This is a genomic window from uncultured Spongiibacter sp., from assembly GCF_964011655.1.
In the GTDB taxonomy this organism is placed as follows: Bacteria; Pseudomonadota; Gammaproteobacteria; order Pseudomonadales; family Spongiibacteraceae; genus Spongiibacter; species Spongiibacter marinus.
Genome location: NZ_CAXGPO010000032.1, coordinates 19,654 through 36,253 on the forward strand (window position 1 = coordinate 19,654; position 16,600 = coordinate 36,253).

19 protein-coding genes and 1 tRNA gene are annotated in these 16,600 nt (G+C 54.5%); 5 read left to right on the forward strand and 15 right to left on the reverse strand.

Translation table 11 applies throughout. The features are described from left to right. Nucleotides 1-38 precede the first annotated feature (38 nt). From ABNS66_RS12820 to ABNS66_RS12830, 3 genes are all read right to left on the reverse strand, one after another. Nucleotides 39-1,049, reverse strand: a complete 1,011-nt coding sequence (locus ABNS66_RS12820; protein ID WP_027872533.1) for a D-cysteine desulfhydrase family protein — start codon at nt 1,047-1,049, stop codon at nt 39-41. Between the two features lie 70 nt (nt 1,050-1,119). Then, nucleotides 1,120-1,458 carry a preprotein translocase subunit YajC gene (gene yajC, locus ABNS66_RS12825; RefSeq protein ID WP_027872534.1) on the reverse strand — a complete coding sequence of 113 codons (339 nt, stop codon included), beginning with the start codon at nt 1,456-1,458 and terminating at the stop codon, nt 1,120-1,122. 97 nt (nt 1,459-1,555) lie between these two features. Next, a complete protein-coding gene (locus tag ABNS66_RS12830; protein ID WP_027872535.1) occupies nt 1,556-2,326 on the reverse strand; it encodes an exodeoxyribonuclease III in 771 nt (256 codons plus the stop codon). 204 nt (nt 2,327-2,530) lie between these two features. Between ABNS66_RS12830 and ABNS66_RS12835 the strand changes: the two genes are divergently transcribed. From ABNS66_RS12835 to ABNS66_RS12845, 3 genes are read left to right on the forward strand one after another with little or no spacing between them, the layout of a single operon-like run. Beyond that, complete coding sequence (locus ABNS66_RS12835) at nt 2,531-3,010, forward strand: nuclear transport factor 2 family protein (RefSeq protein ID WP_027872536.1); 480 nt, start codon at nt 2,531-2,533, stop codon at nt 3,008-3,010. Nucleotides 3,011-3,022: 12 nt separating this feature from the next. Further along, a complete protein-coding gene (locus tag ABNS66_RS12840) occupies nt 3,023-4,741 on the forward strand; it encodes a class I adenylate-forming enzyme family protein (protein WP_027872537.1) in 1,719 nt (572 codons plus the stop codon). Nucleotides 4,742-4,785: 44 nt separating this feature from the next. Then, the gene (locus ABNS66_RS12845; RefSeq protein ID WP_027872538.1) at nt 4,786-5,211 is read left to right on the forward strand and encodes a YkvA family protein; all 426 of its coding nucleotides are present in this window, start codon (nt 4,786-4,788) and stop codon (nt 5,209-5,211) included. Here ABNS66_RS12845 and ABNS66_RS12850 read toward each other — a convergent pair. The 9 genes from ABNS66_RS12850 to ABNS66_RS12890 all read right to left on the reverse strand — a co-directional run bounded on the left by ABNS66_RS12850 (nt 5,208) and on the right by ABNS66_RS12890 (nt 10,777). Then, nucleotides 5,208-5,648: a hypothetical protein gene (locus ABNS66_RS12850; RefSeq protein WP_027872539.1), complete on the reverse strand. Its 441-nt coding sequence runs from the start codon at nt 5,646-5,648 to the stop codon at nt 5,208-5,210. The two genes, ABNS66_RS12845 and ABNS66_RS12850, sit on opposite strands and share 4 nt — an antisense overlap. Before the next feature lie 72 nt (nt 5,649-5,720). After that, nucleotides 5,721-6,215: a thioredoxin-dependent thiol peroxidase gene (bcp, locus tag ABNS66_RS12855; RefSeq protein ID WP_027872540.1), complete on the reverse strand. Its 495-nt coding sequence runs from the start codon at nt 6,213-6,215 to the stop codon at nt 5,721-5,723. Nucleotides 6,216-6,225: 10 nt separating this feature from the next. After that, on the reverse strand, nt 6,226-7,674 hold the full coding sequence (gene rmuC / locus ABNS66_RS12860; protein ID WP_036255401.1) for a DNA recombination protein RmuC: 1,449 nt from the start codon (nt 7,672-7,674) through the stop codon (nt 6,226-6,228). A 77-nt stretch (nt 7,675-7,751) separates the two neighbouring features. Next, nucleotides 7,752-8,315: an NUDIX hydrolase gene (locus ABNS66_RS12865; RefSeq protein ID WP_027872541.1), complete on the reverse strand. Its 564-nt coding sequence runs from the start codon at nt 8,313-8,315 to the stop codon at nt 7,752-7,754. Nucleotides 8,316-8,346: 31 nt separating this feature from the next. Further along, nucleotides 8,347-8,823: a flavin reductase family protein gene (locus ABNS66_RS12870; protein ID WP_027872542.1), complete on the reverse strand. Its 477-nt coding sequence runs from the start codon at nt 8,821-8,823 to the stop codon at nt 8,347-8,349. A 120-nt stretch (nt 8,824-8,943) separates the two neighbouring features. After that, nucleotides 8,944-9,390, reverse strand: a complete 447-nt coding sequence (gene moaE, locus ABNS66_RS12875) for a molybdopterin synthase catalytic subunit MoaE (protein ID WP_234701814.1) — start codon at nt 9,388-9,390, stop codon at nt 8,944-8,946. Nucleotides 9,391-9,395: 5 nt separating this feature from the next. Then, on the reverse strand, nt 9,396-9,638 hold the full coding sequence (moaD, locus tag ABNS66_RS12880; RefSeq protein WP_027872544.1) for a molybdopterin converting factor subunit 1: 243 nt from the start codon (nt 9,636-9,638) through the stop codon (nt 9,396-9,398). Next, nucleotides 9,631-10,140 carry a cyclic pyranopterin monophosphate synthase MoaC gene (gene moaC / locus ABNS66_RS12885; protein ID WP_027872545.1) on the reverse strand — a complete coding sequence of 170 codons (510 nt, stop codon included), beginning with the start codon at nt 10,138-10,140 and terminating at the stop codon, nt 9,631-9,633. Before moaC ends, moaD begins: the two co-directional genes overlap by 8 nt. Beyond that, nucleotides 10,133-10,777, reverse strand: coding sequence for an MBL fold metallo-hydrolase (locus ABNS66_RS12890; protein WP_027872546.1), 645 nt, complete (start codon nt 10,775-10,777; stop codon nt 10,133-10,135). The genes moaC and ABNS66_RS12890 overlap by 8 nt, the downstream gene beginning before the upstream one ends. Nucleotides 10,778-11,002: 225 nt before the next feature. Here ABNS66_RS12890 and ABNS66_RS12895 point away from each other — a divergent pair, with 225 nt between their 5' ends. Next, nucleotides 11,003-12,841, forward strand: coding sequence for an amidase family protein (locus tag ABNS66_RS12895; protein WP_084497800.1), 1,839 nt, complete (start codon nt 11,003-11,005; stop codon nt 12,839-12,841). An 18-nt stretch (nt 12,842-12,859) separates the two neighbouring features. On the opposite strand, the gene ABNS66_RS12900 is transcribed toward ABNS66_RS12895, so the two are convergent. Continuing rightward, complete coding sequence (locus ABNS66_RS12900; RefSeq protein WP_027872548.1) at nt 12,860-13,186, reverse strand: hypothetical protein; 327 nt, start codon at nt 13,184-13,186, stop codon at nt 12,860-12,862. Between the two features lie 171 nt (nt 13,187-13,357). On the opposite strand from ABNS66_RS12900, the gene ABNS66_RS12905 reads away from it, so the two are divergent. Continuing rightward, a tRNA-Ser gene (locus ABNS66_RS12905) sits at nt 13,358-13,445 on the forward strand. 78 nt (nt 13,446-13,523) lie between these two features. Here the strand turns inward: ABNS66_RS12905 and ABNS66_RS12910 are convergent. Then, nucleotides 13,524-14,402 carry a hypothetical protein gene (locus ABNS66_RS12910; protein ID WP_027872549.1) on the reverse strand — a complete coding sequence of 293 codons (879 nt, stop codon included), beginning with the start codon at nt 14,400-14,402 and terminating at the stop codon, nt 13,524-13,526. A 15-nt stretch (nt 14,403-14,417) separates the two neighbouring features. Then, a partial coding sequence (locus tag ABNS66_RS12915; RefSeq protein WP_348655345.1) for a type I restriction enzyme endonuclease domain-containing protein occupies nt 14,418-16,600 on the reverse strand: 2,183 nt, incomplete at its 5' end.

The window sequence follows — 16,600 nt, forward strand, 5'->3', positions numbered from 1 at the left end:
CATAGTCGCTGCTGGCCCGCTAATAGCAGGCCAAATAGTCATCTACCCAATGAAGTAAAATGCTGCCGATGCGGGAAGACGCCAAAAATGCCGCCGGTATGCACAAAGACGATGTCCCCATCGTCACCAAAGCGGCCGTTGTCGCGCTCTTCCAGCAACGCATGAAAGGCCTTCCCTGTGTACACAGGGTCCAGAATAAGGCCCTCGGTCGCGGCAAGGTCAGCGATGGTTTGATAAACCTTTTCGTCGGCCAACGCATAGCCCGGCCCAACGTAACCATCGATAACACTCACCTGTAAGTCGTCCAATGCGACGTCTAAGTCGTAACGGTGCTGCCAATCATGCAGGTCTTGGGCCACTTTATTTAAGAACCACGCTTCATCATCGCAGACATTCACGCCCCACACGCGGCTACCGGCCAGATAATAGTGGGCTCCAGCGGTCAAGCCAGCCTGGGTGCCGCCGGAGCCCGTTGCGCAGATAATATGGCGTGGACGAATGTCGTGGTGGCGAAAATCGTCGGCTAACTCGGCACACGCCGAGAAATAGCCCCAAACTCCCACTGCATCGGATGCTCCGGTGGGTATGATAAACGCGCGGCGCCCTCTGTCGGCGTAGTACTGCTGCCACTGCGCGAGTAACTGCGGCAGCTGAGCCTGAAATTGCTTTGCGGGATAAGCCGAAATCTGGGCGCCCGCTAATTGGTCGAGCAGTAAGTTTCCATCGGCATGCTCGGGCTTCTCGCCGCGCAGTACCAGGTGGCATTTCAAACCGAGCTGAGCGCACAGCAAGGCGGTGGCCCGACAATGGTTGGACTGTAAGCCACCACAGGTAATAATGGTGTCACAGCCCTCTTCCAACGCCTGCGCCAAACTGAATTCCAGCTTGCGTATTTTATTGCCAGACAGTGCGCAGCCCGTTAGGTCGTCGCGCTTCACCCAAATGCGTGGACCAGGACGAGCTTCCTGCAGGCGTGTCAGAGGCTGGAGCGGTGTTGGTAGATTGGCTAGGCCCAGACGTGGGGGCGTGAACTGAGTCGGGATAGTCATGTGAAACCCGCAATCGCTCGTTTATGACGTGAAATGAAAACGGGGCGCTTGATGCGCCCCGTTTACGGTATTAAATGGCTTTGAGCGTGCCCTTGGGCAGCACTGCATGCACGGCAACGCGCTGGAACTTCAGCTCTACGTTGTCCGCAACACTCAACACAACATAGTCATCGTCAAGCTTGGTGACTTTGCCGAGAATACCCGCACTGGTGACCACCTCGTCGCCTTTTGCCAGAGCGGCGACCATTGCCGCGTGCTCTTTTTGACGCTTGCGCTGAGGACGAATCGCAATGAAGTAAAAAAGGCCGAACATCAGCACCAGAAAGCCGATCTGGAACAACTCACCGCCCGGAGGGGCGCCTGCAGCGCCAGCAGTTTGTGCGTGGGCTTGAGAGATAAAAAAGCTCATCGTGTTTCCTTAAACAAAACTAAAAAAGCCGGGCGAAAGCCCTCAATTTGGGCTGCTCAGCAGATCCCGAGCGAAATATAGTACACAAGGCCCAGATTCAAAGCGAGATGTCATAGTCCATTATAAAAGGCGCATGATCGGAAAAGCGTTCTTCGCGGTATACCCAGCCATCGCGAATGCTATCGATGAGCCCGGGGGTGACCACATGGTAGTCGAGCCGCCAACCAACATTGTTGGCATAGGCCTGCCCTCGGTTTGACCACCAGGTGTATACCGCCTCGGTGTTAATCTGCCGAAAGGCGTCAACAAAACCCGCTTCGTCATAGAGCTTATCCAGCCACGCCCGCTCGTGGGGCAAAAAGCCTGAATTTTTGCGATTCGCGCGCCAGTTTTTTAGGTCAATTTCGCGGTGGCACATATTCCAGTCGCCACAAATGATCAGCTCCCTACCCTGGGCTTTTAGCTCGACAAAATGCGGGTATATCTTTTCCAGAAAATCATCTTTCTTTTGCTGCGCCGCGTCACTGCTTGAGCCGGAGGGCATGTAAAGAGAGATAACACTGAGCTTGTCGTAATCGGCTCTGACATACCGCCCCTCGCTGTCCAGCGGGTCCCAGCCCAGCTCGCAAACAAAGCGTTGTGGCGGCGTGCGACAATAAATGGCCGTGCCGCTATACCCTTTCTTGTGCGCATCATTGAAGGCCGATACATAACCCTGGGGGTGGAACAGTGGGTCACTTAGCTGGTGTTGCTGGGCCTTGGTTTCCTGAATACAAACCACATCAGCCTGCTGAGTTTCCAGCCAGGAAAAGAAACCCTTGCGAGCTGCTGCTCGAATACCGTTGGTGTTTACGGTAATTACGCGCACCACGTACCCTCCAAAAAATGGCCGAGCTTAGCAGACCCCGCCTGCCGACAAGTACTGCTGTACATTTTTTTTCACCAAATTCAATATTTTGAAGCCATATAACGTCACCCATACAGAGCATGTTGTTCCGCGTCGCTTACCCTAAAATCAGGGTCGATAACAACCGCATTGCGGCAACATAAAGACCAAACAGGAACATTCGCTATGAACGCCAGCTCCGCTGACCAACTCTTACAGATCGAGGCGATCAAACGTCTCAAATATGTTTACTTGCGCGCAGTAGATACCCACGACTGGCAATTATTGGAAAGCACGCTCAGTGAAGACTGCGTTGCCCGCTACGACGGCGGCAAGTATAGCTTCGACAACCGCAGCGAGCTCATCGCTGGCCTGCGCGGCCACATGGATAGCCCCAATGTACTAACCATGCACAATGGCCACCACCCTGAAATCGAGTTGCTCAGCGAAAGTGAGGCACGCGGAAAGTGGTACCTGCAGGACCTCGTGTTCAATAAGGAGCAAAACTGGATGCTGTTTGGCACGGCCATCTACACGGATCACTATCGCCTGGAAAATGGTGAGTGGAAAATTTGCCGAACGGAATATGAGCGGATAATGGAAACCATCAATGCGCCGATTCCATCGACCCTGAGCTTTACCCACAGTATGTTTGAAAAGAAATAGGCAACCCAGACTATGACCAATATTGCTCAAACGCTTCGCGACTGCCAAAACCAGCTCTGCGCCCCGGGCGCCCCCTATGAGATGGAAGACTGTGTGGTAAACGGGCAGCATTTCCGTCAGTTTAAGCAGGCACCATCGAGCATGCGTGAACTGCTCGATGCCGGCCGCCAGCATGGAGACGGAGAATTTCTGGTGTATGCCGAACCGGGCAAGCCGGAAGAGCGGCGCAGCTTCGCACAATTTTTTCAGCGGGTGGACGCGCTCGCCTACCAGCTTGTCCACCACTATCAACTCAAACAGGGCCAGCGTATCGCGATCGCCATGCGCAACTACCCAGAGTGGATGGAGGCCTACACAGCTATCGCGTCACTCGGTGCTATTGTGGTGCCACTGAATAGCTGGGGCAGCGCTGAAGAATTGGAGTTTGTACTGCGCGACAGCGCCGCTGACATTGTCTTCTGCGACGCTCGCCGTCTCGAGCTGCTCACACCAATGCTGGCCGATCTGCCCTGCCGCGCCATCGTTGCACGCAGCCAGGCCAGTGAACACGCCGAAAGTATGGAAGCGCTTATCGCCGGCGCAATGGGCCAAGCCATGCCGCAGCCCTGGCAATGCCAGCTGGATGACCCTGTACAAATCATGTACAGCTCTGGCACCAGTGGTAAGCCCAAGGGAGCACTTTCAAGTCATCGCAATATCATCCAGGCGATTATCAGCTTTGAGGTACAGGCCATCATGTCAGCGATGGCCAACCCGAAGGCGATCGAGGCGATGTTTGCCGGCGGCAATGCTCCCTGCTCACTGCTATCAGTGCCGCTATTTCACGTTTCCGGCTGCTATGCGGCCTTTCTGCTGAACCTTCGCGGCGGTCGCAAAATTGTGATGACCTATAAATGGGACGCCGCCGAGGCCCTGCGTTTGATTGAGCAGGAAACCGTCACGATATTCAGCGCCGCGCCCTCGATGGTGATAGACCTGCTGCAACACCCGGACTTCGACAAACGCGACACCAGTAGTTTGTTTTCTCTCGGTGGCGGTGGCAGTGCCTGCCCTCCAACGTTTAAACGCGTGATTGACGAGCGTTTTGAACAAGCCTACGTGGGCACTGGCTACGGCATGACGGAAAGCAACGCGATCTGCTCCAGCTGCACCGGCGCTGCCTACGAAGAAAAACCCGGCGCCGCTGGAACATTGTCCCCCCTGGTCGACTTTAAAACCTGCGACGAGGAAGGCCGCGACCTCCCGCCGGGGGAAAAGGGGGAAATCTGGCTGCGCTCAGTGTGCAATATCCAGTCTTACTGGCATCGTCCTGAAGCAACCGCTAGCCAGTTTAAAGATGGCTGGATGGCCACCGGCGATATCGGATTCCTAGACGAAGACGGCTTCGTTCATCTCGCAGACCGCGCCAAAGACTTGATTATTCGCGGCGGGGAAAATATCTATCCAGCGGAAATTGAGACACTGCTAAGCCGCCACCCAGCGGTTCTTGAATCCGCAGTTATCGGCTTGCCGGATGAGCGTATGGGGGAATCGGTAGCCGCCCTGGTCAGGCTGAATGACGGCGAAACGCTCACCGAAGATGCCCTGCTATCCTTTTTACGCGAGCAATTGGCCGGCTTTAAAGTGCCCTCGGCGCTGCACTTCGTAGCACAGCCCCTGCCCCGCAATGCCGCAGGCAAGCTGCTGAAAAAGCAAATTAAGGAGGAGTACGCTACACTGGCGAAGGTTTAAGTTCTCACGCCCGGCTAACGGCCGGGCCACCCTTCGGAGCGCTAATGAAATTTTTCTCCGAGCGCCGGGCGCGCAAGATTCTTGAAGACGGGGCCGACGATGCCCAGCAAGAACAGCTGGAAGCCACCCTGAAAAACCGGCGGCGCATTCTCGACAAAGTCCTCACTAACGCTTCACTTGCCCCTTACCTGGAACAAGTGAAAACCCTGTTTCAACTTGTGCAAGACTATGCTCGGGGCAATTATCGGGAAATACCCTGGTGGTCCATCGGCGCTGTCATTACAGCCCTTGGTTATATTTTAATGCCATTGGACAGCATCCCGGACTTCATTCCTGTAGCGGGCTATCTGGATGACGCCGTGGTGTTAAAACTGTGTTTAGACATGATCGCACGGGACCTTCAGCAGTACCGTCTGAGTAAAGATGAGGCCGAGCAACAGGGCGAAATAAGCAACGAAGACACCGATTAATCGTCAGGCAGGTCACCGGCGAGAATGAAATTGAGGTCAGCGGGCGGTGGTTCGTCATTGAGCACGCTCTGGCAATAACGCACTGCCTCCTCCACGGTATCGCAGGCGACATAGGACATCCCCGAGTCGGCGTAGGAAAAGTCCAGCGCTTTTAAGTCAACCGAGTTGCAGCCGACATAAACCTGGTCAACACAGCCTTGTAACTGGCACCAGAGCGACAACTTCGGCTGCGCCGCGGTGACTTCCGGGGTATGAAGGTCGTAGTCGCGATAATCCACCACTCGACACCACGGCTGCTTGTCATAGCGGGCAACCACGCGCTCCAATTCTTGGAAATACGCCATGGCGCCCTCTATATTCCAGGCCCCGCGCAAGGTGGCAATAACGATATTGCCCTGAGTTTCTACGGAAAAAGAACCGTGTGCGTCGCTGCTCATCGGCATCTCCTGTGACGTTACCTCTTTATAGCAAGCCCACAGAACCTTGCCTATGCGTATTTATGCGCGGTTTCAGTCTAAATCCAGCCCATCGAGCAAGCTGATAACGTCGTCGTGATGGCGCTTGGTATTCACTTTTTCCATCACATGTTTTAAGCGGCCATCTTTGCCAATAATAAAGGTCGTACGCAAAATGCCATCGTACTCACGGCCCATGAACTTCTTGAGCCCCCAGGCGCCGTACTTATCCGCTATGGCGTGGTCTTCATCAGACAACAGGGTAAAGTTTAACGGCGCCTCTTCCTTCTTGGGGTTTTCTTCAAATTTCTTCAATTTCGCAACCGGGTCGGGGCTAACAGCCAGCACCACGGTGTCCCGCTTAGCAAATTCTTTCTGCGTGTCACGAATACCGCAGGCCTGCACGGTACAACCTGGCGTCTTCGCTTTGGGGTAGAAATACAAAACCACATTTTTACTACCCTTGAAATCTTTCAAGCTGACTTTGTCGCCATTTTGATCTTGCAACGTAAAGGCGGGAGCCATATTACCGATTTTGGGGAACGCCATGATTTACTCCTCAATCATCTATCGCTGAATTGTCAGTATCGTCGTGTTGCAGATCAGCGCGATCGCTGAGTGCCGCTGGAATCTGCTTTTTAACCTTCGCGCCCAGAGCCTCCAGTCTGGCAATACGACCGACCACGTTGCCGCGCCCCTCTGTCATACGCTTAAGGGTTTTCTCATAGGCTTGTTGGCCTCTCTCCAGGTGCTTACCCAGGTCTTCCAGAGACTCGGACACCAATACAAATTGGTCGTGCAAGGCACCCGCTTCGCGAGCAATTTTCTCGGCGTTGCGGTTTTGGCGCTCGTAACGCCAGATACTCTGCACCGTGCGCAGCGTCGCCAGTAAGGTTGTCGGCCCGACAACCACAATGTTTTGCTCATACGCGCTGCGAAACAGCTCCGGATCATGTTCAAAAGCCGCCATAAACGCGGCCTCCACCGGGATAAAGATAAACACGAAATCCAGGGTTCGCAGGCCCTCAATATGCTGATAGGCCTTAGTCGACAGGCCCCCAATATGCTGACGCACCGACTGGATATGTTCTTTGAGCGCTGCGCTGCGCTCGCTGTCATCCTCGCTGCTGCAGTAGCGTTCATAAGCGATAAGAGAGACTTTGGCATCAATAATGATGTCTTTGTCGTCAGGCAGGTGGACGATCACGTCGGGCTGACGGCGGCGCCCCTGTTCATCGGTAAAGCTTTGCTGGGTGTCATACTCGTGACCCTTGCGCAGCCCGGACTCCTCCAACACCCGCTCCAGAATCACTTCGCCCCAGTTGCCCTGCGCCTTGTTGTCCCCTTTAAGCGCGCGCGTTAAGTTGTGCGCCTCGCGACTGATACTGTGGTTCATTTCCTGAAGGGTTTTTAACTGCTCGCGCAATTCACCATGCTGGCGATTTTCGATGTCGTAAATTTGGTTTACGCGCTCCTGAAAGCCTTTAAGTTGTTCGCGAAAGGGATTCAGCGACTGCTGAAGGCTCTGTTGATTACTCTCGCTAAAGCGGCGGGATTTTTCGTCAAAGATCTTGTGCGCCAACTTCTCGAACTGCGCACTCAGTTCCTCCTTGGCCTGCTTGAGCAGGCCAATTTGCTCGGCGCTGGCAGTTTGCAGGTGCTGATAGTCACTCTCTTTGCGTGCCAGCGCCGCCTGAGCGTCCGCCAGTTGCTTGCGGTACGCCTCGGCTTTTACCAGCTCCTCTGCCTGATGGCGCACTCTGTCCTGAGCAACGGCTTCAGCCCGCTGCGCCTCATTAGCCCGTTGCTCAGCGGCATTCAAGCGATGTTGTGCGGTGTCTAAACGCGCGTTAAGGTCTTCGCTCTGTGCACGTAATGCGTCCATTTGCTGGTCCGTTTTTTGTCGCTCAAGCACGGCTATGCGATGCCAGATCAGCGCACCAATACCCAGCCCTAGCAGTAGCGCTACCGCGCTGCTAACAAGCAAAATTAGATCTACATTATTCATCGTATTCGGGCTGACCAGAAAGTGAATGGAGTACTATACACCGAGCGCTGACACCCTACCCGGGTGCCGCGCAGCGGCTATTGGTCGAAGTTCCAGTTTACGTGCTTGGCCCAGAGGGGGCCGGGCTTACCCAGGCGAATGGGGTAATCGTTGCGCCGACGGTCTTCGAAATAATCTATCAAAATATCGGTAACCACCGGAAACGCCAGCTCGGACCAGGGAATGTCTTCTTCTCGGAAAAGCTTACTTTCCAGGCTTTCCGGACCGACGCCGAAATCGCCGTCGAGTTCACCGCGAAAAAATACATACACCTGATTGATATGGGGAATATCGAATAATCGATACAGGCTCTCGTCCTTCACTTTGGCGGCCGCTTCCTCACGGGTTTCCCTGAGAGCGCCCTCCAGCATCGTCTCGCCGTTTTCCATAAAACCGGCGGGAATCGTCCAGAAGCCCAACCGTGGCTCAATAGCGCGCCGGCAAAGCAGAACCTGATCGCCGATGGTGGGCAGGCAGCCCACCACCACACGGGGGTTTTGGTAATGAATAATGTCGCACTGAGTGCATGTATAACGTGGTCGGTCGTCTCCTTCCGGCACACGGAGTTCAACCGGCGCACCACACTCACTGCAAAACTTCATCTATACCGCTACTCCGCTGAGAGGCAAAGTCCTAGCGCAGTTCCTGATAGCCACCACCGTGGAAAACAAGAGGTTTACCAGTGGGACTCAGGTCCATTTCAGTAACTTTACCAACAAGAATCAAATGATCCCCGCCATCATAGCGCTGCCAGATATCACATTCAAAGCTAGTGAGTGCACCGCGCAGAACCGGCAGGCCACTTTTACCAATGCGGTAGTGATCCTTATCCAGTTGGTGAGCATCTTTCTTCGCATATTGGTTGGACAGGCCAACCTGCTCTTGGCTCAGTACGTTGACCGTAAAGCCATCGGCCGCTTCAAAGGCCGGGTAACATTCGGAGTCGTTACGCAGGCTCCACAACACCAGAGCCGGGTCCAGCGACACCGAGGCAAATGAATTAACCGTCATACCGAAAGGCTCATAGCCGCGTGGATTGGCGGTAATTACGCACACACCTGTCGCGAACTGACCGAGGGCATTGCGGAAGTTACGGGGATCGAAGCTCATAAATATCCTGTTATCTGTGATTCGCCGCCGACCTGCGTATGGGCCGGCGTGAGGAGCGCGTAGTATACCGTGGGAATGCATTCACCGATGCTGTTACAGCTCGTCCGAACGGCTGACGCCCTACCACCGCGCGGCGGCCCTATCGTCGCTTTCCCTGGCGTCCACCCAACGGCTCTCACCGTTGTGCAATTGTTCTTTTTTCCAAAATGGCGCCTGGGTTTTAAGGTAGTCCATAACGAACTCACAGGCTTGAAATGCTGCGTGACGGTGCGCCGCGCTCACCGCAACCAGTACAATCTGCTCGCCGGGCAGCACGGTACCAACTCGGTGGATAACGGTGCAGCCAAGCAAGGACCAGCGCTCACTCGCCTCTACCAAAATGCGCTCGATGCTGGACTCGGTCATACCGGGGTAATGCTCCAGGTGCATCGATGCTACTGTATCGCCCTGGTTGTTATCGCGCATTACGCCTACAAACTGCACAATTGCGCCGCTGGCGGTGCTGCGCAGTTGCGCTACTTCAGCGCCTGCATCGAAATCCTCAACCTGAACTAAAACTTTAATCACTTAACTTAACCTCCTGTAACTGGAGGAAAAAAAGCAACCTCATCACCCTCGGAAACAGGGCTTTCGTCGGCAGCAACTTGCTGATTAATCGCGCATAGCAAATTTTCCTGGGCGAACTGCTCGGCCCAACAATCATTACGCATGGACAGCTGTGCCTTAAGGTCGGCTACGGTGCCGGCGTAGTCAATTTCCAAGTCAGAGGTGCCCAAGGTTTCACGCAGTTTGGCAAAGAACAAGACCTTAATCATGGTCATGCCCCTCCGCCGACCACTCGCCGGAACGCCCGCCTCGCTTGCTGAGAAGGCGGATGCCCTCAATGCACATGCCTTTATCAACAGCCTTACACATGTCATAGATCGTCAATGCAGCCACAGATACAGCCGTTAGGGCTTCCATCTCGACGCCGGTTTGCGCAGCTAATTTACACCGCGCACGAATGTGCACGCACTGCCCTGCACTGTCGATGTCAAAATCGACCTTGACTGAAGACAGCATCAGCGGGTGGCACAGGGGGATCAAATCGCTGCATTTTTTTGCCGCTTGGATGCCAGCTAACCTGGCTACACCGAGCACATCACCCTTTTTATGATTGCCAGCGGCAACCATAGCCAGCGTTTCTGCTTGCATCACCACACGGCCTGTCGCCTCGGCTTCCCTGGCCGTTACCGCTTTATCGGTGACGTCGACCATGCTCGCCTGGCCCTGGGCATCAAAATGCGTGAACTGTTTTTCTTCCACGTGATCACCCATAGCGACTGTCAGCAACGAAGGGATTGGTCTGGCGTTCCTCGCCGAATGTCGAGGTCGGGCCATGGCCGGGGATGAAAGTGACATCATCCCCCAGCGGCCAGAGTTTTTCTCGAATGGACGCAATCAGGGTGTCGTAATCACCGCGCGGGAAGTCGGTGCGACCGATCGAGCCTTGAAATAACACGTCACCGACAATCGCCAGCTTACTCGGCGCATGAAAAAACACCACATGCCCCGGGGTGTGCCCCGGGCAATGACTGACCGCCAGCTGCTGGTTCCCGAAACTAACGGACTCACCGTCATCCAGCCAGCGGTCCGGTGTGAAGGCCTCCGCATGGGGAAAGCCTGACATCTGGCACCATTCAGGCAATTTGTCGATCCAGAATGCATCGTCCTTATGCGGCCCGATGATCTGCACCCCGTATTTCTGGCGCAAGGTATCTGCCGCCGCGCAATGATCCATATGGCCATGGGTCAGCAAAATCACTGACAGTTTGCCGCCCAACTGCTCCAACGCTGCCTCGATGCGGTCTATATCGCCGCCTGGATCAACCACCGCGGCCTGCCCCGTTTCTTCACAGAGCAGCACCGAGCAATTTTGCTGATATGCCGTTACCGGCACCATCGCACACTTCATTTTTTCTTCCACTTCGTTATTCCACATCTGGCGACAATGATAAGCAGTCGACTGGCAACTTCATAGCGCAAGCGGCGATAAATCGATACTGGCACGCTGTTTGCTGCTGTTTGGTGACTGTTACTGAGAAACCACAAACGTCGCAAACACTAGCCTAGCTAGCCATTTACACAGGGAGGTGAGCAGTTCGCCAGGAAGCGATACATTATTAGAGGTAATTTCACTATGCAGCGTGCATTCGCATACACCCTAGCCCCCATCGTCCTCGCACTTGCTGCGTGCGGCGGCTCGTCCAGCTCATCAAGTACCAGCGCGCCGCCCACGCCGCCTACCACTCCAGGTGGGGAATTTGTGCTGGAGGAAGCCACCACGGCGGACGTCCACGCGGCGCTTCGCGGCGATCTCAGCCTTGCCGATGGTCAGCGACTCACCTGCGAAGCCCTCGTTAATATGTATATCCAGCGAATCTTCGCCTATAACGACACCCCTCAACCAAACGGTGGACTGCCTATTCGCGGCGTGCTTGCTGTTAACCCCGACAGTATCGACCAGGCCAAGGCGCTGGATGCCCTCTATGCACGTGACGGTGGCATCGGCGACCGCCCGCTGCACTGTATGCCCGTTTTATTGAAAGACAACTACGACACCTACGATTACCCAAGCACACAGGGCTCCTACAGTATGCTCGGCCATCAGGCCGGGGTAGATGCCCACTCGGTTGCGGGCTTGCGACAGGCTGGAGCAGTCATTCTCGGCAAGGCCAATCAAGACGAATTCGCCTTTTTTACCACTGGCTTTTCCAATCGCGCCATCCAGGTAAGCAACCCCTATAACACCTCAGAAAGCCCCGCTGGTTCATCCTCTGGCACCGGCGCGTCTATCGCCGCCAACTTTGCCCTTGGCGGCACCGGTAGTGACACCTGCCAGTCAATTCGGCATCCCTCCTCAGTTAACGGCTTAGTGGGCATCCGCCCCAGTTTAGGTGTTATCTCTCAGCACGGTATCTTCCCTCTCAGCCACGAGCGCGACACCGGTGGGCCAATGACAAGAACGGTGCGTGACGCAGCGTTAATGCTCGATGCAATGGCGGGTGTTGATCCCCGCGACCCGAAAACCCTTCTCTACCCTGCCGAATTGCGGCCCGAAAGCTATATGAGCTTTCTGGACCGGGAAAAATATGGCCTGAAGGGAAGAAAAATTGGCGTGGTAAAACAGCTGGGTAGCAACAGCGATGCGGCAGGTACCGGCGCCCAGGGCGAACTGATTAGCGCCGCTGTTGAAAAAATGCGCGAATTGGGCGCAGAGGTCTATGACATCTACCTCCCCGATTTTGAGAGCCGCGGCGCGGGTTCACGGCACTATGATATGAACCAATACTTCCTCACCTTCGAGGAAGAAGGCGGAGACAGCCCCAGAGCCTGCGTAAGCAGCCTGGCGATTGCCACCAACGGCTCCGACTCCATCGCCCATGAGCGCGAGGCCTGCAGTGGCCTGGACGGCATACTTGAAACAGGCAGAGTGGGACCGCGCACGGCCGCGCTATTCGCGCTTGTTGCCGCAGACGACCCAAATCTTGCACCCAGCGAAGCCCAGCTCAACGGTCTGATAGAAATGCGTGACTACACCACCTCACTTATGGACGCCTTGGTCGATGAGTCAGGCGAACCGGTACTGGACGAAAGTGGTGCACAGGTACGCTTGGATGCGCTGATTTTGAGCCCAGGGCCGACCGGCGGCAGAACCTGCGATTTCGGCTCGACCACTCAAATGGGCTCAATCGTCGTGCCAGTCGGCTTTGACGACAGCGTTGGTGTACCACGAGGCATGGAAATATTCGTTCGTCAGTATGACGAGGGAACCGGACTTGCCATCGCTTACGACTACGAACAGGCAACTCTGCACCGTCAGCCCCCCAGTATTTCGCCCTCTCCCCTGACAGCGGACCAGAGCATTGCAGACTTCAATGCACGCATGCAGCAGGCCTTATCAGAGGCAATGACCGAAGCCCCTGAGAACCTGCCCATTGAGCATTACATTGAAGTTCTGGGAAATATTGGCGGCTAACACCGCCAGCAGAAAACCTTACTTATAAAACACCCGTCCCCGGTACACATGCTTTTTAGCGCCGGGGGCCGGGTTTTGCTGCTCATCAGTAGAGGGAATCTTATGTCCCCGGTAGGTAATCTCGGTAATAGCCTCCAGCGATTTTTTCTCCGCCGACTCTCGACCAGCGAGGCTGAGTAGCTCGCCGATGGTGTTTTTCGAGATAGGGTCGCGGGTGCGGGGCGCCAACGCCGACAAAATATCTAGCAATTCCGGATCGGCCAAACGAATACGAATGCCAAACTCGGCATACAATCTGGAGCGCAGCTTCTGAAGGCGCGACACCATCTCCGGGGTATACAACATTGGATATCCTTAGCCGCACAAGGCGTAGCGTGAATAAGCAGCAACGTCGACGCAAGAAATGTTCCACTCTTAGCGCAGCCGCATGCGTCAATGTAAATTCACAATTGCCAAGGCGTAGAAAATCCCTTAGAGTGTCGGCCCTCAAAACGCAGCCTCGGCTGTACCTGTTTTGGTGAGGTGTCTGAGTGGTCGAAAGAGCACGCCTGGAAAGTGTGTGTACGGCAACGTACCGAGGGTTCGAATCCCTCCCTCACCGCCATAAAAAATCATTAAAGCCCTGTTTTTACAGGGCTTTTTTGTTTTCGCTAATTGTTCAGACCGTCGCTCGACCCGTCACTTAATTAGAGGCTATTCGCCGAAACACCGTATCGTATACTTCATTCAATGCAGGGGTACGGCGTATCAGAGAGAGGTGGTCATCCATAGTCCAAGTCTCAGCGTCAACAGGCTTTCCGTCATGTGTTTCCAGAGCAATCCCCGCAATCGCGTATCGCCTAAAGACCTCCTTGAAGCTTTCATCATGCCCCGACTTAGTTAACTTCGCTTCAGCCAGGCGTCGGTCGGAAATCTTGCTAATGAGTGACACGGGAAAGAAAGCTAGATCAACAAAAGGCATACCCCTCTCAAACAGCTTGACCAGAGCAGATACAGGTATCGCGTGCTCTGCAATGAACGGCTCCGCTTCATCAAGATTTTTTTCAATATAAAGACAACCAAACCGCCTTGAGCCCGCAGCCATGCCGAGCACATTGTGAACTGCACGGAGGCGCCTATTGATTTCGTCTCTGATCTCTCGCTCGGCATTAAACTGAGATATACGCCGGATGGTGGCAATGTTCGCCTCACAAAGGGAGTTTATCTCTTGCACTAAATCTGCCGTAGACGCCCCTTTTTTCCCTCTGACGCCCGGCAGCCTATAGCGCTTTTCTTGCACAAATTTTCTAATTAGCGCAAGCAACTTTAGGGCCTCCGCCCTATCCCATCCAATGTCAGACTGGCGCCCTCGTCGTTGCTCGAAGAACAAGCACGCTCTTACCCTGCTAAGGCTTCTATGATCCTTGCTATTCGCAATCACCGCACAGCTGTCCCTACCAGAATCATCAGGAAATTCCGCGTAACCATTGAATGTAAGGGCGAACTCCTGCAGTTCAAAATCAGGTGCATCATCACCTGGAATATCAGCTAAGCGTAATTCTTGATTTGATATTTCTCTCATGCGCCCCGCTAAACCTCAGTTAGTGATGTCGTGCTGCTTAAAATTCTCCGCCTGCTCAAAGATCTCCTTGTAGACCTCATCGCGGTCTACCGGCGGGTAGCCGTGTTTGGCCAACACCAGTATCAGCCCGACCTTTAGCTCTGCCTTGATGTCATCGCGCTGGTTCCAGTCGGTGTATTTGACCTTGTCTTTCACTACGGCCTTCACTTCCTGAGCCAGTGGCAGCAGTTTGTCTTCGGGATAGCTGAAGTCGTACTTCACCGCTAGGCGCTTTAGGATGTCGTAGAAGGCCTTTTCTTCGATGTCGATACCCAGGTCTTCAAAGGAGGCGTACTCGTCCTTGAGGGCGTGGATCATGTCTATGATCTCAACCGAGAAGTCTTCGAGCACATCGCTGACCAGAACATCGTCTTCCTTGCGCTCGTTGTAGGCATCTACCAGTGCCTTGAAGCGCTTGGAAAAGTCTTGCGCCTGCACCTTGTTGACCTTCTTGAAGTCTTCAATGGCTTTGGCCAGTAGTTGCTGGAGGAGCTTGATTTTGGTGTTGGGCAGTTTGATCTTGTCGATCTTAGCCAAGTAATCAGGGTCGAACAGGTCGGAGACGCCCTCGCTTTCCTCGCCCATTTTGAAAATTTCTTCCACGCCATCGGCTTGCAGGGCGTCTTTAATCATTTCCCGCACTTTGGCATTCATCTGCGCGGTATCGGGTGCATTGCCCTTGGTGAGCTTAAAGACGATAGAGCGCACCGCCATATAGAAGTGGATCTGATCACGCTCAGCCTGAGTGATGCCCTCTGAGCCACTGCAGATGTCATAGGCTGCTTTCAGGCGCTTTACCAAGGCCATAAAGCGCTTCTCGATCTTATCGGTGACCTGCACAAACTCAGCAGCACGATTCAGGCAGTGCAGCTGCTGCACCGGGCTGCCGTGGTAGTAGTCGTTGGCATCAAACTTATGGAACAACTTGTTGAGCAAGTCCAGGTGGTCTTTCACCACCACAATGGAGTGGTTGATCTCTTCGATGTTCTGCTGATCAGCTTTGTTGTAGTGGGCCAGCGCCAGATTCATCTGCTTCTTGATGCCGATGTAGTCCACCACCAGGCCTTTGTCTTTGCCCTCGTACTTACGGTTCACCCGAGAAATGGTCTGAATAAGGTTATGGCGCTGGATGGGCTTGTCGATATAGATAGTGTCGAGGAACGGCACATCAAAGCCCGTCAGCCACATATCCACCACAATGGCGATCTTGAAGTTGGACTTGGGGTTCTTAAACTGGCGGTCCAGCTCTTTGCGGTATTCAGCGGTGCCAAGCATATCGTAGAGCGCTTTGGGGTCATCCTTGCCCCGGGTCATAATCATCTTCACCCGCTCTATGGGCTTGACCTCTTTCTGCTCTTGCTCGGTCAGCGTAGCGCCCGCCTCGCAGGCCAGCACCTCGTTCCACTCCGGCCGAAGGGCTATCACCTCCTGCCAGAAGTCGTAGGCGATCTCACGCTTGCTGCACACAAACATCGCCTTACCTTTAACGGTGGAGCCCTCTTCTAGCCGTGTTTCATAGTGCTGAACAAAGTCCACGGCCAGTGCCCGCAAGCGGTCGGGGTCGCCCAATATGGCGCTCATATTGGCGCTGGCTTTCTTGCTCTCTTCTATTTGGTAGTCGCTGGCGCCCTCTTCGGCGCACTCAGCGTAATACTGCTCGATTTCTTCCAGTTTGCTGTTGTCCAGCAGCACCTTGGCCGCGCGGCCCTCGTACACAATCCGTACGGTGATCTCATCTTTCACCGACTCGGTCATGGTGTAGCTGTCGATCACCTCGCCAAACACATCCAGGGTGGCGTCGATGGGGGTACCGGTAAAGCCCACATACGTGGCATTGGGCAGCGAGTCATGCAGATACTTGGCAAAACCAAACGTCCGACTCACGCCCTTCTCAGTGACCCGCACCTTTTGGTCCAGGTTCACCTGGCTTCTGTGCGCCTCGTCTGAAATACAGATCACATTGCTGCGGTCGGTGAGCAGCTCGGCATCTTCGGTGAACTTGTGAATGGTCGTCAGGAATCCCCCGCCACTGCTGCGCCCTTTTAGCAGCTCTCGCAACTTGGCGCGGCTCTCCACACTCACGATGGTCTGATCGCCCACATAAGTTTTGGCATTGGTGAACTGCTTGGAAAGCTGATCGTCCAGGTCGGTGCGATCGG

Excerpts from the sequence above, each read along its gene's own strand:
- yajC (WP_027872534.1), bottom strand. The coding sequence starts at position 1,458 with ATGAGCTTTTTTATCTCTCAAGCCCACGCACAAACTGCTGGCGCTGCA.
- rmuC (WP_036255401.1), bottom strand. The coding sequence starts at position 7,674 with ATGAATAATGTAGATCTAATTTTGCTTGTTAGCAGCGCGGTAGCGCTA.
- ABNS66_RS12820 (WP_027872533.1), bottom strand. The coding sequence starts at position 1,049 with ATGACTATCCCGACTCAGTTCACGCCCCCACGTCTGGGCCTAGCCAAT.
- moaD (WP_027872544.1), bottom strand. The coding sequence starts at position 9,638 with ATGATTAAGGTCTTGTTCTTTGCCAAACTGCGTGAAACCTTGGGCACC.
- ABNS66_RS12870 (WP_027872542.1), bottom strand. The coding sequence starts at position 8,823 with ATGAGCTTCGATCCCCGTAACTTCCGCAATGCCCTCGGTCAGTTCGCG.
- ABNS66_RS12910 (WP_027872549.1), bottom strand. The coding sequence starts at position 14,402 with ATGAGAGAAATATCAAATCAAGAATTACGCTTAGCTGATATTCCAGGT.
- ABNS66_RS12890 (WP_027872546.1), bottom strand. The coding sequence starts at position 10,777 with ATGAAGTGTGCGATGGTGCCGGTAACGGCATATCAGCAAAATTGCTCG.
- ABNS66_RS12845 (WP_027872538.1), top strand. The coding sequence starts at position 4,786 with ATGAAATTTTTCTCCGAGCGCCGGGCGCGCAAGATTCTTGAAGACGGG.
- ABNS66_RS12900 (WP_027872548.1), bottom strand. The coding sequence starts at position 13,186 with ATGTTGTATACCCCGGAGATGGTGTCGCGCCTTCAGAAGCTGCGCTCC.
- ABNS66_RS12840 (WP_027872537.1), top strand. The coding sequence starts at position 3,023 with ATGACCAATATTGCTCAAACGCTTCGCGACTGCCAAAACCAGCTCTGC.
- ABNS66_RS12835 (WP_027872536.1), top strand. The coding sequence starts at position 2,531 with ATGAACGCCAGCTCCGCTGACCAACTCTTACAGATCGAGGCGATCAAA.
- ABNS66_RS12895 (WP_084497800.1), top strand. The coding sequence starts at position 11,003 with ATGCAGCGTGCATTCGCATACACCCTAGCCCCCATCGTCCTCGCACTT.
- ABNS66_RS12865 (WP_027872541.1), bottom strand. The coding sequence starts at position 8,315 with ATGAAGTTTTGCAGTGAGTGTGGTGCGCCGGTTGAACTCCGTGTGCCG.
- ABNS66_RS12850 (WP_027872539.1), bottom strand. The coding sequence starts at position 5,648 with ATGAGCAGCGACGCACACGGTTCTTTTTCCGTAGAAACTCAGGGCAAT.
- bcp (WP_027872540.1), bottom strand. The coding sequence starts at position 6,215 with ATGGCGTTCCCCAAAATCGGTAATATGGCTCCCGCCTTTACGTTGCAA.
- moaC (WP_027872545.1), bottom strand. The coding sequence starts at position 10,140 with ATGGGTGATCACGTGGAAGAAAAACAGTTCACGCATTTTGATGCCCAG.